Source organism: Streptomyces sp. NPDC001153 (genome assembly GCF_053598315.1).
Map to the genome: position 1 here is coordinate 146,775 of NZ_JBSFJZ010000013.1, position 14,802 is coordinate 161,576.

The 14,802-nt window shown below is 73.0% G+C and carries 15 protein-coding genes and 1 pseudogene; 8 read left to right on the top strand and 8 right to left on the bottom strand.

What is annotated here, in order from left to right:
* Nucleotides 1-156: 156 nt before the first annotated feature.
* Nucleotides 157-597, bottom strand: a pseudogene (locus tag ACWDEN_RS17265) (hypothetical protein); the annotation flags it as partial.
* 105 nt (nt 598-702) lie between these two features.
* Between ACWDEN_RS17265 and ACWDEN_RS17270 the strand changes: the two are divergent.
* From ACWDEN_RS17270 to ACWDEN_RS17280, 3 genes are all read left to right on the top strand, one after another.
* Nucleotides 703-1,113: a CoA-binding protein gene (locus tag ACWDEN_RS17270; RefSeq protein WP_450859560.1), complete on the top strand. Its 411-nt coding sequence runs from the start codon at nt 703-705 to the stop codon at nt 1,111-1,113.
* Between the two features lie 211 nt (nt 1,114-1,324).
* Nucleotides 1,325-2,965 carry an APC family permease gene (locus ACWDEN_RS17275; protein WP_351621417.1) on the top strand — a complete coding sequence of 547 codons (1,641 nt, stop codon included), beginning with the start codon at nt 1,325-1,327 and terminating at the stop codon, nt 2,963-2,965.
* A 64-nt stretch (nt 2,966-3,029) separates the two neighbouring features.
* The gene (locus tag ACWDEN_RS17280; protein ID WP_450859561.1) at nt 3,030-4,253 is read left to right on the top strand and encodes a 4-hydroxybenzoate 3-monooxygenase; all 1,224 of its coding nucleotides are present in this window, start codon (nt 3,030-3,032) and stop codon (nt 4,251-4,253) included.
* A 41-nt stretch (nt 4,254-4,294) separates the two neighbouring features.
* Here the strand turns inward: ACWDEN_RS17280 and ACWDEN_RS17285 are convergent, their stop codons facing one another.
* Both ACWDEN_RS17285 and ACWDEN_RS17290 read right to left on the bottom strand, forming a co-directional pair.
* On the bottom strand, nt 4,295-4,852 hold the full coding sequence (locus ACWDEN_RS17285; RefSeq protein WP_450859562.1) for a YbaK/EbsC family protein: 558 nt from the start codon (nt 4,850-4,852) through the stop codon (nt 4,295-4,297).
* Between the two features lie 32 nt (nt 4,853-4,884).
* A complete protein-coding gene (locus tag ACWDEN_RS17290) occupies nt 4,885-5,457 on the bottom strand; it encodes a helix-turn-helix domain-containing protein (protein WP_351621424.1) in 573 nt (190 codons plus the stop codon).
* Nucleotides 5,458-5,564: 107 nt separating this feature from the next.
* Here ACWDEN_RS17290 and ACWDEN_RS17295 point away from each other — a divergent pair, with 107 nt between their 5' ends.
* From ACWDEN_RS17295 to ACWDEN_RS17305, 3 genes are all read left to right on the top strand, one after another.
* Nucleotides 5,565-6,422, top strand: a complete 858-nt coding sequence (locus ACWDEN_RS17295) for an EamA family transporter (protein WP_450859563.1) — start codon at nt 5,565-5,567, stop codon at nt 6,420-6,422.
* 167 nt (nt 6,423-6,589) lie between these two features.
* Entirely contained in the window at nt 6,590-7,000 is a 411-nt protein-coding gene (locus ACWDEN_RS17300) for a YciI family protein (protein WP_351621428.1), read from the top strand.
* Between the two features lie 9 nt (nt 7,001-7,009).
* Nucleotides 7,010-8,155: an RNA polymerase sigma factor gene (locus ACWDEN_RS17305; RefSeq protein WP_351621431.1), complete on the top strand. Its 1,146-nt coding sequence runs from the start codon at nt 7,010-7,012 to the stop codon at nt 8,153-8,155.
* A gap of 88 nt (nt 8,156-8,243) precedes the next feature.
* On the opposite strand, the gene ACWDEN_RS17310 is transcribed toward ACWDEN_RS17305, so the two are convergent.
* Entirely contained in the window at nt 8,244-9,011 is a 768-nt protein-coding gene (locus ACWDEN_RS17310) for a DapH/DapD/GlmU-related protein (RefSeq protein WP_450859564.1), read from the bottom strand.
* A 132-nt stretch (nt 9,012-9,143) separates the two neighbouring features.
* Between ACWDEN_RS17310 and ACWDEN_RS17315 the strand changes: the two genes are divergently transcribed.
* Nucleotides 9,144-9,671 (top strand): gamma carbonic anhydrase family protein, encoded by a 528-nt coding sequence (locus ACWDEN_RS17315; protein WP_351621435.1) that lies wholly within the window; start codon nt 9,144-9,146, stop codon nt 9,669-9,671.
* A gap of 101 nt (nt 9,672-9,772) precedes the next feature.
* On the opposite strand, the gene ACWDEN_RS17320 is transcribed toward ACWDEN_RS17315, so the two are convergent.
* Complete coding sequence (locus ACWDEN_RS17320; RefSeq protein ID WP_450859565.1) at nt 9,773-10,420, bottom strand: DedA family protein; 648 nt, start codon at nt 10,418-10,420, stop codon at nt 9,773-9,775.
* 252 nt (nt 10,421-10,672) lie between these two features.
* Between ACWDEN_RS17320 and ACWDEN_RS17325 the strand changes: the two genes are divergently transcribed.
* A complete protein-coding gene (locus ACWDEN_RS17325) occupies nt 10,673-11,734 on the top strand; it encodes a lysylphosphatidylglycerol synthase transmembrane domain-containing protein (protein ID WP_450859566.1) in 1,062 nt (353 codons plus the stop codon).
* A gap of 7 nt (nt 11,735-11,741) precedes the next feature.
* On the opposite strand, the gene ACWDEN_RS17330 is transcribed toward ACWDEN_RS17325, so the two are convergent.
* From ACWDEN_RS17330 to ACWDEN_RS17340, 3 genes are read right to left on the bottom strand one after another with little or no spacing between them, the layout of a single operon-like run.
* On the bottom strand, nt 11,742-12,827 hold the full coding sequence (locus tag ACWDEN_RS17330) for a class I SAM-dependent methyltransferase (RefSeq protein ID WP_450859567.1): 1,086 nt from the start codon (nt 12,825-12,827) through the stop codon (nt 11,742-11,744).
* A complete protein-coding gene (locus tag ACWDEN_RS17335; protein ID WP_450859568.1) occupies nt 12,824-14,005 on the bottom strand; it encodes a glycosyltransferase in 1,182 nt (393 codons plus the stop codon). The genes ACWDEN_RS17330 and ACWDEN_RS17335 overlap by 4 nt, the downstream gene beginning before the upstream one ends.
* A complete protein-coding gene (locus ACWDEN_RS17340) occupies nt 14,002-14,802 on the bottom strand; it encodes an alpha/beta fold hydrolase (RefSeq protein WP_351623117.1) in 801 nt (266 codons plus the stop codon). Before ACWDEN_RS17340 ends, ACWDEN_RS17335 begins: the two co-directional genes overlap by 4 nt.

A 14,802-nucleotide genomic window follows, 5' to 3' on the forward strand; every position in this document is an offset into this window, starting at 1 on the left:
GGCATGCCGGGGGCCGGACTCACGGACATGCCCAGGAGCGGATTCGAGGGGCCGCCCAGGAGCAGGCTCGGGGGCACGCGCAGGGCCAGGCTCGGGGGCACGACCGGAGCCGGGCTCGGGGCCATGCCCGGGCCCATGCCCGGGGCCGGGCTCGCGGGCGGGATCCGCGCCTGGGCCGACCGACGGTTCCCCCGTCCAGGCCACCGGCGCGACCCACACCACCGGTCCCCCGCCGGAGGCGTCCGGTGGGTCGGTCGTCACGTGGATCGTCTGCGCCTCCCCCAGCCCCGAGGCGAGGTCGCGGGCGTCCTCGAAGGGGCGGATGGCCAGGGCGGTCGCGGCGGTGCGGAGTTCGGTGGGGCGGTGGGGTGCGGCGAGGGTCGCCCAGACCGGTGTGCCGCCCAGCTCCAGGGCGCGGACCAGGAGGTCGGCGGTGAGGAGAACGCGCAGGGCCGTCAGGTCGGGGCCGGAGGCGTGGGCCTCGATGCGGGTCAGGCCGCGGCGGGCGGGCGCGGCGGGGACGGGCTCACCGGTTCGGGCGTCGAGGATGCGCAGCACGGGCTGAGCGTAGGCGGGCGGACGGCCGTACGCAGGCATCTCGTGCCGATTCCGGACATGGTGGCGAGATGGCGGGACGGGAATCCTGATCCGCCCCCGTACTGTTGCCCAGGGGAACAGTTCCCGCGGCCCGAGGAGGCGGTCGTGTACGGCGACGAAGCGACGATCCGCAGGATCCTGACCGAGCTGGGCGACACGTGGGCGGTGGTCGGTCTGTCCACCAACCGGAGCCGGGCCGCCTACGGGGTGGCGCAGGTGCTCCAGCGGTTCGGCAAGCGGATCGTCCCGGTGCACCCCAGCGCCGAGACGGTGCACGGCGAGCAGGGGTACGCCTCCCTCGCGGACGTCCCCTTCGAGGTCGACGTGGTCGACGTCTTCGTGAACAGCGAGCTGGCTGGCTCGGTGGCCGACGAGGCCGTGACGACGGGGGCGCGAGCGGTGTGGTTCCAGCTCGGGGTCGTGGACGAGACGGCCTACGAGCGGACCCGGGCGGCAGGCCTCGACATGGTGATGGACCGTTGTCCGGCCATCGAAATTCCGCTCCTGGACCAGTGAATCTTTCTTTCTACTCACAATCCTCCGCTGAATATTGACATTCCGGTCGGCCATCTGACCTGTGACAAGGCCGTGACCGAGTGTGCGCCCAAGACACCTAAGATCCCAGGTCAAAATTTGGTTAACACTCTTTTGCTCACTCGGAAAGCCTCCCTAGCCTGTGGCCTCCTTGCTCGTAAACGCTGCGTATAGATCTGAGAGGCCACTAGACATGGCGAACGTCGACCAGGCTGCGCCGGTAGCCACAAGCGACACCGGCGGCGGCCTGCGCCGCGATGTGGGGCTCATCGGCCTGATGTGGGCTTCGGTGGGTTCCATCATCGGCTCCGGCTGGCTCTTCGGTGCCGAGAAGGCCGTCGTGGCGGCCGGCCCCGCCGCGATCATCTCGTGGGTGATCGGCGCGGTGGCGATCGTGCTGCTCGCCCTCGTGCACGCCGAGCTCGGCGGCATGTTCCCGGTGGCGGGCGGTACCGCCCGTTACCCGCACTACGCCTTCGGCGGACTGGCCGGTATGTCCTTCGGCTGGTTCTCCTGGCTGCAGGCCGCGACGGTGGCCCCGATCGAGGTCGAGGCCATGATCGGCTACGCCAAGCACTGGCACTTCGCCGACGGCCTGCAGAACGCCAACGGCACACTCACCACCAGCGGCATCGTCGTCGCGGTGCTCCTGATGGCCGTGTTCGTCGCGGTCAACTTCCTCGGTGTCCGCGTCCTGGCACACACCAACAGCGCCGCCACCTGGTGGAAGATCGCGGTCCCGCTCGCGGCGATCTTCATCATCGCGATCGGCAACTTCCACCCGGCCAACTTCACCTCCGAGGGCTTCGCCCCGTTCGGCGCCAAGGGCGTCCTCACCGCGATCAGCTCCAGCGGCATCATCTTCGCGCTGCTCGGCTTCGAGCAGGCGATCCAGCTGGCCGGCGAGAGCCGCAACCCGAAGCGTGACCTGCCGCGCGCGACGCTCGGTTCGGTCGCGATCGGCGCCACGATCTACGTCCTGCTCCAGGTCGTGTTCATCGCCGCCCTGCCGCACGCCTCCTTCGCGAAGGGCTGGGCCAACCTGGCCTACGCCGGCATCAGCGGCCCCTGGGCCGGTCTCGCCTCGCTGGTCGGCCTGGGCTGGCTGGCCTGGGTCCTGTACGCCGACGCGATCATCTCCCCCGGCGGCACCGGCCTGATCTACACCACCGCCACGTCCCGTATCTCCTACGGCCTGGCCAAGAACGGCTACGCCCCGAAGCTCTTCGCCAAGACCGACTCGCGCGGTGTGCCGTGGTTCGGCCTGGCGATGTCGTTCGTGACCGGTGTGATCTGCTTCGCGCCGTTCCCGAGCTGGCAGACGCTGGTCGGCTTCATCACCTCGGCGAGTGTGCTGATGTACGCGGGCGCCCCGCTGGCCTACGGCGTCTTCTCCGACCGGCTGCCGAACCACGAGCGTCCGTACAGGCTGCCCTTCGGCAAGTTCATCTCGCCGCTGTCCTTCGTGGTCGCCAACCTGATCATCTTCTGGTCCGGCTGGGACACCCTGTGGCGCCTGGGCTGCGCGATCCTGATCGGCTACGTGCTGCTCGGCTCCTACGCCTGGTACGCGATCCGCAAGAACCTGCCCAACGCGCCGCGGCTGGACTTCAAGGCCGCGCAGTGGCTGCCGCCCTACCTGGTGGGCATCGGCGTGATCTCCTACCTGAGCACCTTCGGCGGTAACGGTGACCTGCCGCTGTGGTGGGACATCCTGGTCGTCGCGGTGTTCTCGCTCGCCATCTACTACTGGGCCAAGGCGACCGCCTCCAAGCCCGAGCAGATCGAGCGCGACATCGAAGAGGTTGTCGTCACCGACGCCCCGGCGCACTGACCCCGCTCTCCCCTGGTGTCCCGTCAGCCGGTCCCGGCTGACGGGACACCGTCATAATGCGGGGGTGATCTCCCCTTCCCCCCACCTCAGCTCCGCGCCCGAGGAACGCCGTACGGTCGTCGTCGTGGGCGCCGGTCCGGCCGGGCTGACCGTCGGCGGCATCCTGCGGGCCGCCTCCGTCGACTGTGTCGTCCTGGAGACCGAGAGCAGGCAGTTCATCGCGACCCGGCCCCGGGCCGGTGTCATCGAGGAGTGGGCGGTGCGCGAACTCGGCCGGCGCGGACTGTCCGAACGGCTCCTGGAGCGCGCCGAGTCGCACAGCGCCTGCGAGTTCCGCTTCGACGGCGAGCGGTACCGCTTTCCGTACGCCGACCTGACCGGCAGCCATCACCACATCTACCCTCAGCCGTTGCTGGTGACGGACCTGGTGCGGGAGTACGCCGACGTACGCGGCGGCGACATCCGCTTCGGCGTGCGCGACGTCTCGCTGCACGACCTGGACTCCGACCGGCCGGCGGTGTCGTACCGGTGCCCGGACACGGGTGAACGGCGGCTGGTGCGCTGCGATTTCGTCGCGGGCTGCGACGGCGCGCGCGGCGTCACGCGGGACGCGATACCCGTCGAGCGCAGGCGGATCGCGCGGCAGGACGACGGCATAGGCTGGCTGGCGCTGCTCGCGGAGGTCCCTCCGTCGACGGACTGCGTCCTGTTCGGCGTCCATCCACGCGGTTTCGCCGGCCAGATGCCCCGCAGCCCGGAGCTGACCCGCTTCTACCTCCAGTGCCCGCCCGGCGACGATCCGGGGAACTGGCCGCACGACAGGGTCTGGAGCGAGCTGCGCGAGCGGCTCGGCGCGGCCGGAGCGCCCCCGCTCGGCGAGGGCCGGCTGGTCGAGAAACGCGTCCTGGACATGCACCACTATGTCGTCGAACCCCTCGCGCACGGGCGGCTGTTCCTCGCCGGGGACGCCGGTCACCTGGTGGCGCCCATCGCCGCGAAGGGCATGAACCTCGCCCTGCACGACGCCTTCCTGCTGGGCGACGCGCTCGTGGCCCACGTCACGAAGGGCGACGGCAGCGGCCTGGACGGCTACTCGACGGCGTGTCTGCGCCGGGTGTGGGACTACCAGGAGTTCTCGCAGTGGCTGTCGGACATCTATCACGGTGTCTCGTCCGGCGACCCGTTCCGCGCGGCCACCACACTGGCCCGGCTGCGCCGCCTGTTCACCTCACCGACCGCGGCGGCGGCCTTCGCCGAGCAGTACCTCGGCACCGCAAGCGCCTACTGAACTGCGCCGGGCCGGCGCAGCGGATCTGCCGTCCGCCGGCTTCAGGCGACCCCGAGGCCCTCCAGCACCACGGCGCCCGGCAGGTCCGCGAGGGCCTTGCCGGGCACCAGCAGCTTGCCGCGCCGGCGTCCGCTGCCGACGAGGACGTAGGGCAGGTCGACCACGGCCGAGTCGATCAGCACCGGCCAGCCGGCGGGCAGTCCGACCGGGGTGATGCCGCCGTACTCCATGCCGGTCTCGCCGGTCGCCGTCTCCATCGAGGCGAAGGAAGCCTTGCGGGCGCCGAGTTGGCGGCGCACCACGCCGTTGACGTCGACCCGGGTGGTGGAGAGCACCACGCACGCGGCGAGGGTGGTCTCGCCGCCCCGCTTGCCCGCGACCACCACACAGTTCGCCGACCGCTCGAGCAGCTCGCGGCCGTAGTGCTCCACGAAGACGGCCGTGTCGGCCCAGCGCGGGTCCGTCTCGACGTAGAGGATCCGGTCGGCGGGCACCGCGCCCTGCCAGTTGCGTACGGCGTCGGCGACCGGGGCGGTCAGCTCCTGAAGGCAGTCCGGGACGGGGGTGGCGGTGTCGAAGTCTCCGATGGGTGCACGCATGGCCGCACGCTAACAGCCCGCCGCAGTGCCGTTCAGCGGACGGGCGGTACCGAGACGGCCATGACCATCTCCATCGGTACGTCGCCCTCGTTGCCATAGGTGTGCGAGGTGCTCGCCTCGAAGGTGGCGCTCGCGCCGGTCGGCACCAGGTGCTTCACGCCGTCCACGGTGAGGGTCAGCTCACCGGCGGTGACATGGACGAGTTCCACCGTGCCCGCCGGGTGGGGCTCGGAGGGGCTCTGCTCGCCGGGCATCAGCCGCCAGTCCCACATCTCCAGCGGACCGGGCGCCTCCGTGCCGGCGAGGAGGCGGTTGTAGCTGCCGGCGTCCGTGTGCCACAGCCGTACGGCCTGCTCGGCGGGGACGATGCGGACGGTGGGGCCCTGTTCGTAGTCGAGCAGGGTGGTGATGCTGATGCCGAGCGCGTCGCCGATCTTGACGACGGTGCCGATGCTGGGGTTCGTCCGGGCCTGCTCGATCTGGATGAGCATGCCACGGCTGACGCCCGCGCGGGCGGCGAGCGCGTCCAGGGTGAAGCCGCGCTCGGTGCGCCAGCGCTTGACGTTGCGCGCCAGGGACTGGGTCAGCAGGTCGAGGTCCGACACATCACGTCCATCGATGAGTGTTCAATATATGGGATGACATAGTTCACTTCACTGAACTACGGTGGGGTGTACCTGATCGTTCACCAAACTGTACTGCGAGGCCGGCCGTGACAGCATTCTTCGCCCTCACCACCAGCCTGCTGTGGGGACTGGCCGACTTCGGCGGCGGACTGCTGACCCGGCGCACGCCCGCACTGACGGTCGTCGTCGTCTCGCAGGCCATCGCGGCGACGGTCCTCGGCGCGATCGTCGTCGCGACCGGCGGATGGAGCGAGGCCGGGCCCCGCCTGTGGTTCGCGTTCGCCGCCGGGCTGGCCGGACCGGTGGCCCTGCTCTCCTTCTACAAGGCCCTGGCGCTCGGCCCCATGGGGGTCGTCTCGCCGCTCGCGACACTCAGCGTGGCCGTGCCGGTCGGCGTGGGCCTCGTCCTCGGCGAGCGGCCCGGAATGCTGCAGGTCGCGGGCATCGCCGTGGCCGTCACCGGGGTCGTCCTCGCGGGCGGTCCACAGCTGCGCGGCGCGCCCGTACAGCGGCGGACGATCCTGCTCACGCTGGTCGCGGCGCTGGGCTTCGGCACGGTCTTCGCCCTGATCACGGAGGCCTCGACCACCGTCACAGGCCTGTTCCTGGCGCTGTTCGTCCAGCGGCTGACGAACGTCGCGGTCGGCGGGGCCGCGCTCGCCGTCTCCGTCCGGCGGGGCGGCCGGGCGGTGCCGGAGGGCGGCTTCCCGTGGGCCTCGCTGCCCGCGCTGGCCTTCGTCGGGCTCGCCGACGTGGCCGCCAACGGCACCTACGCGGTCGCCGCCCAGCACGGCCCGGTCACCGTGGCGGCCGTCCTCGCCTCGCTGTACCCGGTGGTGACCGCGCTGGCCGCGCGCGGCTTCCTCAGCGAGCGGCTGCGCGCGATCCAGGCCGCGGGCGCGGGGCTGGCGCTGCTCGGCACCCTGCTGCTGGCGACCGGCTGAGGGCTGCGGAGCCGGGCACCGCGAGACGGCGCACCCAGGCTCATCCACGCGAGCCCGAAAAAAGTCGGACGGCGATATCGGACGGCGATGTCGAGAACCCGCCTCCGGCTCCGTCCCCGGGGTGAACGCGACCACAATGGGTCGCACCAGCACCGAGGAGAACCACGATGGCCAAGTACCTGCTGCTCAAGCACTACCGCGGCGCCCCTGCATCGGTCAACGACGTGCCGATGGAGCAGTGGACGCCGGAGGAGATCTCGGCCCACGTGCAGTACATGCGCGACTTCGCGGCCCGCCTCGAGGAGACCGGCGAGTTCGTCGACAGCCAGGCGCTGGCCCCCGAGGGGACGTTCGTCCGGTACGACGGTGAGGGACGCCCGCCGGTCACCGACGGGCCGTTCGCCGAGACCAAGGACGTCATCGCCGGCTGGATGGTGATCGACGTCGACACCTATGAGCGGGCCCTCGAGCTGGCCGGGGAGCTGTCGGCCGCCCCCGGGGCCGGCGGGAAGCCGATCCACGAGTGGCTCGAGCTGCGCCCGTTCCTCGGCGGGCACGAGCACTGCGTCACGGAGTGACCTCCCTCGATGAACGAGGTGCTGCTCCGGAGCCTCACTCCGAGCGTGCTCGCCGTCCTCGTGCGCCGCGGAGCGGACTTCGCGGCGGCCGAGGACGCCGTGCAGGACGCACTGGTCGAGGCACTGCGCGTCTGGCCGGCCGACCCGCCGCGGGATGCCAAGGGCTGGCTGATCACCGTCGCCTGGCGCAAGTTCCTCGACGCGACCCGGGCGGACGCCGCCCGCCGTCGGCGTGAGGACCTCGTCGACGAGGAACCGGTGCCCGGTCCTGCGACCGCCGAGGACGACACCCTCCAGCTGTACTTCCTGTGCGCCCACCCGTCGCTGACGCCGTCGTCGGCGGTCGCGCTCACGCTGCGCGCCGTCGGCGGGCTCACCACCCGCCAGATCGCCCAGGCCTATCTGGTGCCCGAGGCGACCATGGCGCAGCGGATCAGCCGGGCCAAGCGCACCGTCTCCGGCGTGCGGTTCGACCAGCCCGGGAACGTCGCCACCGTGCTGCGCGTCCTGTACCTGGTCTTCAACGAGGGCTACTCCGGCGATGTCGACCTCGCCGCCGAGGCCATCCGGCTCACCCGGCAGCTCGCGGCCGCCGTCGACCACCCCGAGGCGGCGGGGCTGCTCGCTCTCATGCTGCTCCACCACGCCCGGCGTGCGGCCCGGACCGCGCCCGACGGCAGCCTGGTGCCGCTCGCCGAGCAGGACCGCGGCCGGTGGGACACCGCCTTGATCGCCGAGGGCGTCGGGATCCTCCAGGCGGCCCTGGCCCGCGACCGGCTGGGCGAGTTCCAGGCCCAGGCCGCCATCGCGGCACTCCACGCCGACGCGCCCGCCGCCGAGGAGACCGACTGGGTGCAGATCGTCGAGTGGTACGACGAGCTCACGCGCCTGACCGACAGCCCCGTCGTACGGCTCAACCGCGCGGTCGCCGTCGGGGAGGCCGACGGACCGCGCGCCGGCCTGACGGCGCTCGCGGCGCTGGACGCCTCACTGCCCCGCCACACCGCGGTGGCGGCGTACCTCCACGAACGCGACGGCGACCTGGCGACGGCGGCACGGCTGTACGCCGAGGCGGCCCGCAGGGCATCCAACCTCGCCGAGCGCGACCACCTGATGCGCCAGGCCGCCCGGCTCAACGCCCGCCGACGTCGCTGACGGGCCGCGCTCGGACCTTCCCGCGGCACTGGGCGCGCGCCCGTGGCCGCAGCGGTCGCCTCACCGGGCGTGGGCGGGCCAAGAGCAGCTACTCACACCCGGTTTCCAGTTGCGCGAGCCGGGCCACCCCGTCCTCGTCCAGTTCCGCCAGCGCCCGCAGCTGCTCCGGCGTCGTCCCTTCCGGGATGGGCACCGGGGCCGGCGTCCTGAGCGGCGGCTGCCAGCCCTGCTCGGCCGTCCAGCGCCGGACGACCCGGGCGGGCGCCCCGGCCACCACGGCGTGGTCCGGCACCGTGCCCCGTACGACCGCGCCGGCCGCGACCACCACGTTCCGGCCGATCCGCGCGCCCGGCAGGATGACCGCGCCGGTGCCGATCCAGCAGCCCGCGCCGATCTCCACCGGCTCCATGCGCGGCCACTGCCTGCCGATGGGCTGGTGCGGGTCGTCGTAGGAGTGGTTGGTGGAGGTGACGTAGACGTACGGGCCGAAGTAGCAGTCGCTGCCGATGGTGACCGTCGTGTCCGCGATGACATGGCTGCCGCGGCCGAGGACCACACCGTCGCCGATGCGCAGGATCGGGTCCGGACCGAGGTCCAGGTCCGGCATCAGGCCGGCGGTCAGGGTGACCTGCTCGCCGATGATGCAGTGCGAGCCGAGGTGGATCCAGGGCTCGCCGAAGACCGTGCCGAGCGGGAAGGCAAGCCGGGTGGCCTCGCCGATCGCGCCGAACTTCAGGCGGCCGGGGTGCTCGGCGGTGACGGAGCCCGTGCGCTGAGCCCAGGCCCACGCCGCGTGCACCGCGCGTTGGGCGAGGCGGTGGCGCCAGGACGAGAACGTGTTCTTGGGCTTCGGCACGGGCTTACGTTACTCAGCGGTTGCCTTCGGCGAGAGGGTGGGCCGCTGTGATCTTTGCCCCACCCTTTGTCGTACCGTGCGGGGTACTTGCGGGGCTCTTTGCGGGGCACTCATGGAGGCGAGGAGACGGTGATGACACAGCAGGCGCTGATCGTGGGCATCGGTGGCAAGGAGCCCCGGATCGATCCCGAGGCGTTCGTGGCGCCTACCGCTTCCGTGATCGGGGACGTCACGCTGCACACGGGGGCCAGTGTCTGGTACGGGGCCGTGGTGCGCGGGGATGTCGAGAAGATCACCGTGGGTGCGCAGGCGAATGTGCAGGACAACGTCACGCTGCACGCGGATCCCGGGTTTCCGGTGAGCGTGGGTGCGCGGGTGTCCATCGGGCACAACGCCGTCGTGCATGGGGCGACCGTGGAGGACGACTGCCTCATCGGGATGGGGGCGACCGTGCTGAACGGGGCCGTGATCGGCGCCGGGTCGCTCGTGGCCGCTCAGGCTCTGGTGCCGCAGGGGATGGTGGTGCCGCCCGGGTCGCTGGTGGCCGGGGTGCCGGCGAAGGTGAAGCGGCCGTTGTCGGAGGAGGAGCGGCAGGGGGTCACCCTGAACGGCACGATGTACGCGGAGTTGGCGAAGGCCCATCGCGGGGTGCATGAGTAGACGCCTGGGCGGATGCCGGTGCGGGTGCGTTGTGGTGGGTTCGCCCCCGCGCGGCGGAGCCGCATGTCGACACAGCCGAGCCGCGCCCCTTACGGGGCGCCTTACTCCCCGGCGCTCACAGGTTCTGCCTCCCGGTCCGCCTGCTGCTGGGCCTTCTTCGCCTTGCGCCTGATGATCAGCATGGTGGCGAGACCGATCACCACAGCCGCGGCCAGCCCCACGTAGGAGAACTTCTTCAGCCAGCCCTCGGCGACCACACCGACGTAGTAGACGGCCGCCGTGGTGCCGCCCGCCCAGCAGATGCCACCGAGGACGTTGGCGGTCAGGAACTTCCAGTACGGCATCTGCAGGACGCCCGCGAGCGGGCCGGCGAAGATGCGCAGGAGGGCGATGAAGCGGCCGAAGAAGACGGCCCACATGCCCCACTTCTCGAAGGACCGCTCGGCGGTGGCCACATGGCCCTCGCTGAAGTGCTTCGGGAACTTCTCGCCGAGCCAGGCCAGCAGCGGGCGACCGCCCTTGCGGCCGATCGCGTAGCCGATGGAGTCGCCGATCACGGCGCCCGCCGTCGCGCACGCGCCGAGGACGACCGGATTGATGCCCGAGTGCTGGGAGGACATCAGCGCCGCCGAGACCAGGATGATCTCTCCGGGAAGCGGGATGCCCAGGCTCTCCAGACCGATCACCAGGGCCACCACGGCGTAGACGGCGGCCGCGGGCACCGTGTCGAGCCATTCCTGCACGTGCACCGCGGGATCCTCCCCTGTCGCCGTCCTTGCCTTCCGGGCCGCCGCATGCAAAGCGCGCCCCAAGGGAAGGCTACCTGGTCGGCGGTGGACGGCGGCTTGCGCGCACCCGCCCGGCGGCACCGTCCCGCCCTCGCGCCTTCGGCTTTCGGACATCCCCGTGTCACGCGGGAGGGGAAGGCTCCCCGCGGTATCGCCCGACCCGCCTCCCCCAGGTCCCCGCCGCGGGACCCGCCGCGGAAGGACGACGTCCCCGTGTCCTCACTGTCTCCGTCCCCCTCGCTCCCCTCCCCGCCGTGTCCCCGGACGGCGGATCCGCTCCCCGTCGGCGCCGGTGCTCTGCCGGACCCCGGTCCCGGCGGCGCTCCCCGGCCCGCGTCCCCCCTCGTGGCCCGGCACTTGCGGCTGGCCCTGTGCCTGGCTCCCCTCCTGCTGGCCGCCGGCTGGGCCGTCGCCAACCGGCCGGTGATGTACGAGGGGGTCCGGCGGCTGGTCGCGGCCGACCCCGGATGGCTGCTGGCCGGAGCCGCTCTCACCTGCCTGAACCTTGTGGCGGCCACGTGCGTCCGGCAGGGCGCCCTGCCCGACCGGGTGCCCCCGGGGCTGCTGCTGGCCTCGCAGTTCGCCGCCGGTGCCGCCAACCACGCGCTGCCGGGCGGGCTCGGCGCCCACGCCGTCACCCTGCGCTTTCTGCGGGCCCGCGGGATTCCGCCGGCCCGGGCCACCGCGTCGATCGGGCTGTACTCGCTGGCCAAGTCCAGTGCGAAGACCCTGGTCCTGCTGGTGTTCCTCGCCACGTCGCCGGCCTGGCGGCGCCTGGGTGATCTGGTCCCGGACGGGCGGCTGCTGGTCCCGCTCGCCGCCGTCGCCGGCGGGGCCGTCGCGGCGGCCGGGGTGCTGCTGACGGTCGTACGGCCCTTGCGGCGGCCGGTGACCGGGCTGCTGCGCTCCGCCCTCGCCGACGCGCGGGAGGTGCACGCGCGGCCCTGCCGGGTGGTCGCGCTGTGGGGCGGGGCGGTCGCGATGCCGCTGCTGCAGGGGACGACCCTGGCCTGTGTCGGTGCCTCGCTCGGGCTGGGGCTGCCGTGGGCGCACGTGGTGCTCGCCTATCTCGCGGCGGGCACGGCCGTCGGCGCGGTTCCGGCGCCGGGCGGGTTCGCGGTCGACGCGGCGCTGGTGTGGACGCTGGTCACCTTCGGCTCCGCGCCGGCGTTGGCCACCGCGACGGTCATCGGCTACCGGGTGCTGACCGACTGGGTGCCCCTGTTGCCGGGCACCTTGACCCTGTCCGCGCTGATCCGGGCCAAGGTGCTGTGAGCCGGGATCACTCGCGGCGCGCCACCAGGCGGTAGGCGTTGGACAGGCCGAGGCGGTGGGACAGGGGGCGTACCGCGAGCCGGTCGAGGAGCGTCGCCGTGATGAGCGCGGGCACCCCCGCGAGGAGCACCGCGGTGCGCATGGTGCGGCGCAGGGCGCCGGGCGGCCGGGGCAGCCAGGGGGCGTCCTCGCGCGGGGCGGTGTGGTCGAGGGCCAGCCAGACCGCGGCGAGCAGGTCGACCGGATCGTGTGCCGCGGCGTGCTGCTCGGCGACCACCGTGAAGCCCCGCTCGGTCAGCCGTCGCCGCAGGCCCGCGACCGGCATGAAGTGCAGGTGCTGGGGCTGCAGCCAGGGCAGCCACCAGCGGCCGAGCAGCCGGGCGTAACGGCTCTCCGGGTCCGGCACCTCGACGAGGAGGTGGCCGCCGGGGCGTACGGCCTCGTGGGCGGCGCGGAGTTCGCGGTCCGGGTCGGTGCTGTGCTCCAGGTAGTGGAACATGCTCACCACGTCGTAGCGGGCGGCGAGTTCGGGCGCGAGCTCGGGGAAGGCGCCGCGGTAGGCCTGGTCCACGCGGCCCTCGCGGGCGGCGAGTTCGACGCCTTCGGTGAAGTCGAGCCCGTCGAAGGCGGTGCCGGGCAGGACGGCGCGGGCGGTGGCGCAGAAGTGGCCGTGGCCGGTGCCGACGTCCAGCCACGCCTTCGGGGCGGGATCGTGCGGGAGCATCGCCTCGGCACGGGCCCGGTACATGGCGCCACGGCCGCCGAAGGTGCCGCTCATGCGCTGCTCGCCGAGGCCGTCGTAGAAGTCCCGGTAGTAGAACTCCAGGCCTTCCTGGGTCAGTCGGGGGTTCTGGAAGATGTGGCCGCAGTCGGCGCAGCGGTCGAGGGTGAAGCGGCCGGGCTTGTGCTGGAGCAGGTCGGTGGTGCGCAGGCGGGTGCCGAGCCGGTCCGAGCCGCACCAGGGGCAGTCGGGGCGGCGGGCGGTGAAGAACCGGTCCGTGCCGGCCGCCAGGTCTCTGCGGTAGGCGGGGCGCAGGGCGGCGATACGGGCCGCCTTGGCCGTCCTGCTGCTGGTGTCCTCGGGGTCACTCATCGGCCCTCCGCTGCGAGTCGTTCGAGATGGGCCGCCGCGGCGCGGGCGCCGCCCGCCGCGCGGAACGCGGTGCGGATCCGGGCGGCGGCGGCCCGGTGGGCGGGATCGGTGAGGACGGTGTCGAGGGCCGCGCCCAGCCGGTCCGCGCGGACCCGGCCGAAGCGGACCCGGACGCCGGCGCCGGCGTCCACCACCTGTCCGGCCACCACGGGCTGATCGTCCCGGATGGGCGCGACGACGAGCGGGACGCCGTGCCACAGGGCCTCGCACACGGTGTTGTGCCCGGCGTGGCAGACGACGGCGTCCATCCGCTCCAGCAGGGCGAGTTGGGGCACGGCCGGAAGGACCAGGACGTCCTTGTCGCCCGGCGGCACCGGGAGGGCGCCGTCCGGGTCGGCGATCACCGCCTGCACCCGGTCCGCGCGTTCCCGCAGCGCGGTGAGGCACGCGGCGAGGAACCGGCCGCCCGTGTCGGCGTTCGCCGTGCCCAGGGTCACCAGGACCTTCGCCCGGGGCCGGTCCAGCCGTTCCCAGGGGAAACGGGGGCCTGCCGGGCGGCCGGCGAGGGAGGGGCCGACGTAGTGGACGTGCGGGGCCAACGGCGCCAGGGGGCCGATGAGTTCGGGTGTGCTGAAGATCAGCAGGAGGTACGGCGAGAAGCGCGGGTCGGCGGTGCCGGACGGGTCGCCGACGCGGGCGCGCAGTTCGGTCAGGCGGTGTCGCAGCCAGGCGACCACCTTCGGCAGACCGTCGTAGGCGCCGGTGAACTCCGCCGAGGTCGTGGCCGAGGTGGCCCACGGCAGTCCGAGGCGATCGGCCACCAGGGCGCCGGCGAAGGCCTGCTGGTCGGCCACCACCACGTCCGGGCGGAACGCCTCGGCCGCCGACCGGACCCCCGGTGTCATGGCGTCGGCGAGCGGGAGCAGATACCACTCCCACAGGAACCTCAGCGCCTCCGCACCGCGCAGGTCCGGCGGCCGTACGGCACCCTCGGCGCCCGGCACCGGGCCGGCGCAGCCGAACACCTCGGCGTCCGGGCCCGCGAGCCGCCGTACCAGCGCCGGGTCCGCGCACACCCAGGCCACGCGGTGCCCGTGCGCGGCCAGCCGGGCGGCGACGCCGACGGCCGGGTTGACGTGCCCGGTCAGCGGCGGCACCACGAAGAGGAAGGCGCTCATCCGACCCCCGCCCCGGCGCCGACCAGGTCCAGGATGTGCCCGCCCACTGCCGCCGGCGCCTCCACCAGCACCGAGTGCTCGTGCCCGGGCAGCACGACCGCCCGGTAGTCCGTCAGCAGCGCCCGCATCAGCGGGACCAGGTCCGCGAGGTCCGACTCGCCGCCGTAGACGCCGAGGACCGGGCAGCGTACGGCCCTGATCGCGGCCTCGGTGAGCACCCGGCTGGCGGGGATGTCCCGGCCGAGGGTGGTCTCGCGGGCGAGCCGGGCCGCGCCCTTGGCCAGCCGGGCGGTGTTGCGGCCGCGGTGGGCGGTGATCCAGGCGACGACGTCGGGCTCGTTGTACGCGAGCTGGGTCATCACCCGGTCGAGGATGCCGCCGAGTTTCGCCGCCCAGGCGACGGTCGCGGGCTCGGACTCGATCAGCGTCAGACTGGCCGTGCGCTGCGGGTGGCGGGCGGCGAAGCCGAAGGCGATCGTGCCGCCGTAGGAGTTGCCGGCGAGGTGGACGGGCCCGGTGACGGCCAGCCGGTCGAGGAGCGCCTCCAGGTCGTCGATGTTGTCGTCCAGGGTGTAGCCCTGCGGCGGGCGCTCGCTGCGGCCGTGGCCGCGCAGGTCGTACATGACGACGTCGAGGCCGGCCGCGGCGAACGCGGGCGCGACGGTGAAGTAGTAGCTGGCCAGGCTGTCGGTGAGCAGCCCGTGCACCAGGACGATGGTGGCGTGCGGGACGCGGCCGTCGGCCGGGCCCGTGCGCTGGACGTGCAGCCGGATCCCGCCGGCGTCGACCATCGCCAT

What these genes read in the sequence shown, in the direction of transcription:
- ACWDEN_RS17275 (WP_351621417.1), top strand. Translation starts at nt 1,325, where the DNA reads ATGGCGAACGTCGACCAGGCTGCGCCGGTAGCCACAAGCGACACCGGC.
- ACWDEN_RS17285 (WP_450859562.1), bottom strand. Translation starts at nt 4,852, where the DNA reads ATGCGTGCACCCATCGGAGACTTCGACACCGCCACCCCCGTCCCGGAC.
- ACWDEN_RS17300 (WP_351621428.1), top strand. Translation starts at nt 6,590, where the DNA reads ATGGCCAAGTACCTGCTGCTCAAGCACTACCGCGGCGCCCCTGCATCG.
- ACWDEN_RS17305 (WP_351621431.1), top strand. Translation starts at nt 7,010, where the DNA reads ATGAACGAGGTGCTGCTCCGGAGCCTCACTCCGAGCGTGCTCGCCGTC.
- ACWDEN_RS17315 (WP_351621435.1), top strand. Translation starts at nt 9,144, where the DNA reads ATGACACAGCAGGCGCTGATCGTGGGCATCGGTGGCAAGGAGCCCCGG.
- ACWDEN_RS17330 (WP_450859567.1), bottom strand. Translation starts at nt 12,827, where the DNA reads ATGAGTGACCCCGAGGACACCAGCAGCAGGACGGCCAAGGCGGCCCGT.
- ACWDEN_RS17335 (WP_450859568.1), bottom strand. Translation starts at nt 14,005, where the DNA reads ATGAGCGCCTTCCTCTTCGTGGTGCCGCCGCTGACCGGGCACGTCAAC.
- ACWDEN_RS17340 (WP_351623117.1), bottom strand. Translation starts at nt 14,802, where the DNA reads ATGGCGATGGTCGACGCCGGCGGGATCCGGCTGCACGTCCAGCGCACG.